Annotated in this window: 6 protein-coding genes; 4 read left to right on the top strand and 2 right to left on the bottom strand. The window is 35.7% G+C overall.

Going from position 1 to position 3,859, the window contains the following annotated elements:
- From LE180_RS06435 to LE180_RS06450, 4 genes are all read left to right on the top strand, one after another.
- Positions 1 to 662, top strand: a 662-nt coding sequence (locus LE180_RS06435; RefSeq protein ID WP_374134630.1) for a hypothetical protein, incomplete at its 5' end; no start/stop codon positions are given.
- Positions 659 to 889, top strand: a complete 231-nt coding sequence (locus LE180_RS06440; protein ID WP_374134631.1) for a hypothetical protein — start codon at positions 659 to 661, stop codon at positions 887 to 889. The genes LE180_RS06435 and LE180_RS06440, both read left to right, overlap by 4 nt.
- A gap of 179 nt (positions 890 to 1,068) precedes the next feature.
- On the top strand, positions 1,069 to 1,440 hold the full coding sequence (locus LE180_RS06445) for a hypothetical protein (protein ID WP_374134632.1): 372 nt from the start codon (positions 1,069 to 1,071) through the stop codon (positions 1,438 to 1,440).
- The gene (locus tag LE180_RS06450) at positions 1,394 to 1,675 is read left to right on the top strand and encodes a hypothetical protein (protein ID WP_374134633.1); all 282 of its coding nucleotides are present in this window, start codon (positions 1,394 to 1,396) and stop codon (positions 1,673 to 1,675) included. Before LE180_RS06445 ends, LE180_RS06450 begins: the two co-directional genes overlap by 47 nt.
- Before the next feature lie 194 nt (positions 1,676 to 1,869).
- Here the strand turns inward: LE180_RS06450 and murA are convergent, their stop codons facing one another.
- Entirely contained in the window at positions 1,870 to 3,126 is a 1,257-nt protein-coding gene (gene murA, locus LE180_RS06455) for a UDP-N-acetylglucosamine 1-carboxyvinyltransferase (protein ID WP_374134634.1), read from the bottom strand.
- Between the two features lie 47 nt (positions 3,127 to 3,173).
- The gene (locus LE180_RS06460) at positions 3,174 to 3,488 is read right to left on the bottom strand and encodes a DNA-binding protein (protein ID WP_374134635.1); all 315 of its coding nucleotides are present in this window, start codon (positions 3,486 to 3,488) and stop codon (positions 3,174 to 3,176) included.
- Positions 3,489 to 3,859: the final 371 nt, after the last annotated feature.

Consider the following 3,859-nt stretch of genomic DNA (forward strand, 5'->3'; position numbering starts at 1 on the left):
AAAAAGCACAAGAAGCACAAGAAGCAAGATTAGCCTCTTATGAATATAAAAAAGTCAAAAATAAATTAATAACACGGATATTTGAAAAACCTAAAAGATTTCCAGGGAATATACTACTTAATATGAAATTGAGTGTAATTAATGGAAAACTGCACTATTATGATTATGATACGGATAGAAAAGATTGGCGTTGGAAGATCATAGGTTGGAAGACCACAGGCACGGAAATAAGCGATAGTGATGTTACTAAAGCACTAAATGATTTTTTTGATAAAAATCCGGACAAATATGACGAACTAATTGAATCTTCCCATTTTCATGTTCGTACAGAAGTAGAACGCAAAGCTAGAACACTAAATGCTATTTTGGGTGTTAGACCAACTAATAGAAAATATTTCGAACTAAAAGAACAATTAAGACAAAAAATAAAATCAACTCCTAAGGAAAAAAGAGTTTCAGTAATAACCGACGATATAGCAAGCCTTTTTGATACTTGGATTAACCTATATGGGGACATATTGGACATATCCACCATAGGCAAAAAGATTAAAATATCTGAGGAAGAATTTAATATACGAGTAGATGATTTTTTTGATGATGATATAAATGATGAACTACATGATGGGGGGGAATGGTGGAGTCGCTACTACGGATATAAATGATGAACTACATGATGGGAATGGATGGTGGAGTCGCTACTACGGAACATGGCGAATTTGGAGCGAAGAGCCGCCGAGCTTATAGCGGAAATATACAGCAGTCGCAGAAAAGTGGCGCTGAAATAGATACTAGTGATAGTGTAACGTATATAGATGCGTTAGGGGCTGGTATAACAAACAACAGGTGCTGGAACTATCGTGGCACTAGTTACAGGAACAACCGTATCTAATGCGGTACTCGCTTCGGTAATGCCAATGTATGGAGCGTATTTGGCGGAACTTGAGGTAGAGCTAGAGTTGCTTCCTCTGCGTGGCTAGTGCTACAGGAGCTACTAACGCGTCTAGCGCTTATGCTACAGTTGCGAATTACAAAAAAGAAAAGATTCGTTGAGTATATGGAACATTATTGGTGTTACAGAAGGCGATTAAAAATGTTTTGACAAAAATGGCGACTCAATATCTAATGAGGAAGTTAATCTTTTATATCGGCAGGAATATGACAGGAGACAAGCAAAATATTAGCGATATTTCTTACTTAGAATACGAAGCTATAAAGGAAAGTCTTGGGCTTCGTGATAATTTAAATGGCAAGTACTTTGATAAAGACAAGGATGAAATATCGTACGCGAAGTTTAAACGATTAATTTTAGATGAGTACAATAGCAGAAAAGCAAACAATAACAAACCTAAATATAATCTTACTCAAGAAGAAAGCGACGATATAGATAAAACTCTTGGCGTTACGTACGATAAGGAAGAAGAGCGGAAGGAGAAAGAGTAGAGGCGTTGGGGCGGGCGGTGGCGAGGGCGGAGGCGAATCTGCCGAGGGAGGACGTGATGAGGAAGATGATGACGAGGATAGCGTGGGGAGCGTGGCAGTGAAAATAATCCGTCTGCATGATGTAGCAACATGGCGAAATGGCAGGATGCTGAGGATAGAAGCCACTATGATTTATGCTCGTTTATCAAAGGAACATTTGAGAAAATCAATAGATATTTTGGACTACAATATATGATGATAAGGCTAAAATAAGACTAATTGTGAGTGAAAAAAATAAATTGAATATTTCCCAGGAAGATGTGAAGAGCTCGTAAGAGCGATGCCAACAAACAACGTGGTTTTAAATAAAGTAGCGCCCATGTCAAACGATTGGAATAAGACTAAGAATAAAGATCTATAAATAGGACATAAGAAAATTAGCCTCATACACTAGCTATGCGCTCTTTTTATATTTGCTCCTATTTTTTTGAGTTTTTTTTCAAGCATATCATAACCCCTGTCTAAATGATAAATTCTTGAAACAACAGTATTTCCCTCCGCGGCAAGTCCTGCTAAAACAAGAGCTGCTCCAGCTCTCAAGTCCGACACCATCACAGGCGCGCCTGAAAGTTTTTCAATGCCATTTACATTTACAGTTTTTCCATCTGTGACTATATCAGCGCCAAATCTTTGAAGTTCGGCAACATGCATAAACCTGTTTTCAAAAATATTCTCGGTTATCTTCGATTTTCCTTTTACAAGACACATCAAAGCCATCCACTGGGCCTGTACATCCGTTGGAAATCCCGGATAAACTTCAGTTTTAATGTTCTGCGGTTTTAAGGTTTTTACCCATTTTGCAGCAATTGTATCTTTTGTTTCTTTAATACTCATACCGCATTTTCTTAATTTATCGCTTACAGCTTTTAAATGTTTTGGAACAACTTTTTTAAGAGTTACTTCGCCTTTTGTAATCGCAGCTGCAATCATATATGTTGCAGCTTCTATTCTGTCAGGAATTACTTCATGAATAAAACCGTGAAGCTTATCTACGCCTTCTATCGTAATTTTCTTTGTCCCTGATACTACAACTTTTGCGCCCATCTTATTTAAAACGTTTGCCAAATCTTCTATTTCAGGTTCTTCAGCAGCGTTAATAATTGTAGTTTTACCTTTCGCCAAAACTGAGCAAAGCAACGCGTTTTCAGTTGCGCCAACACTTGGGAATTTAAAGTTTATAGCAGTTCCTTTAAGTCCTTTTTCAGCAGAAATTTTTACGTATCCGCCTTCCACTGAAATTTCTGCGCCCAATTTTTTAAATACATCTAAATGAATATCTATGGGTCTCGCGCCTATTGTGCATCCGCCAGGCAAAGATACATCAACTTTCTTAAGTCTTGCAAGTAAAGGTCCCATTATTAAAACGCTTGCGCGCATTTTTCTTACTAAATCATAGGGAGCCACATGTTTATATCTACAGGAAGAATAAGTTTTTACAACATTCCCTTTTTTAAGGGTTTTTTTGCCTATAAAATTTAAAAATTCAATCGTGGTATCTATGTCTGCAAGAGATGGAACATTTGTTATCGTTACAGACTCATCTGTAAGTAACGACGCAAATAAGATAGGTAAAGTAGAATTTTTTGACCCAGAAATCACAACTTCGCCTTTTAACTTCTTACCACCGCGTATTACTATTTTGTCCATTTCTAATCCCAAAGTTTATATAAAATTTATAGCTGATATTCGGAAGATCATTGCTTCCCGGCATAACTATAATGGACTTGAATTCCAATGTTTTTAAGCACATTAAAATATGTTTTTGCTTCAGGGTTTCCCTTGTGAGAAAAAGCTTTATACAGTGTACCCCTTTTGACATTGGCTTTTTTGCTTATTTTTGTCATGCCTTCAGTAGCAGTTGCAATTGCCTTTATTCCCTCAAGAAACATTCCGAAGTCATCATCTTTCTCATATTGTTCAATGATTTCTCTTACAAAGTGATTTAAAAGTTTGGGATTGTTTTTTAATCTTTTTACAAAACTTTCTTCTACATTTTTATTTTTTTTCATTTGATTGTTCCTTTTGTTGTATCTTAGCATCTTATATATTTCCACTGCTCTTTTTGCATCTTTTCTTTTTAGCAAACGATGTCAATTGTTAAATTATCATATCTTCTTTACTATTATTCATACACACTTTATTTACCGTCACTCACAATAGCATTGTATATTATAATCCACATTGTATCAATATACCACGGGCAAGGCAAATTCAATGCTATTGTGAGTGACGGTAAATAAAGTGTGTATGAATAATAGTAAAGAAGATATGATAATTTAACAATTGACATCTTTTCTTTTTAGCAAACGATGTCAATTGTTAAATTATCATATCTTCTTTACTATTATTCATACACACTTTATTTACCGTCACTCACAAT

Source organism: Candidatus Endomicrobiellum pyrsonymphae (genome assembly GCF_020328025.1).
Lineage (GTDB): Bacteria > Elusimicrobiota > Endomicrobiia > Endomicrobiales > Endomicrobiaceae > Endomicrobiellum > Endomicrobiellum pyrsonymphae.

What these genes read in the sequence shown, in the direction of transcription:
- murA (WP_374134634.1), bottom strand. Translation starts at nt 3,126, where the DNA reads ATGGACAAAATAGTAATACGCGGTGGTAAGAAGTTAAAAGGCGAAGTT.
- LE180_RS06460 (WP_374134635.1), bottom strand. Translation starts at nt 3,488, where the DNA reads ATGAAAAAAAATAAAAATGTAGAAGAAAGTTTTGTAAAAAGATTAAAA.
- LE180_RS06440 (WP_374134631.1), top strand. Translation starts at nt 659, where the DNA reads ATGATGAACTACATGATGGGAATGGATGGTGGAGTCGCTACTACGGAA.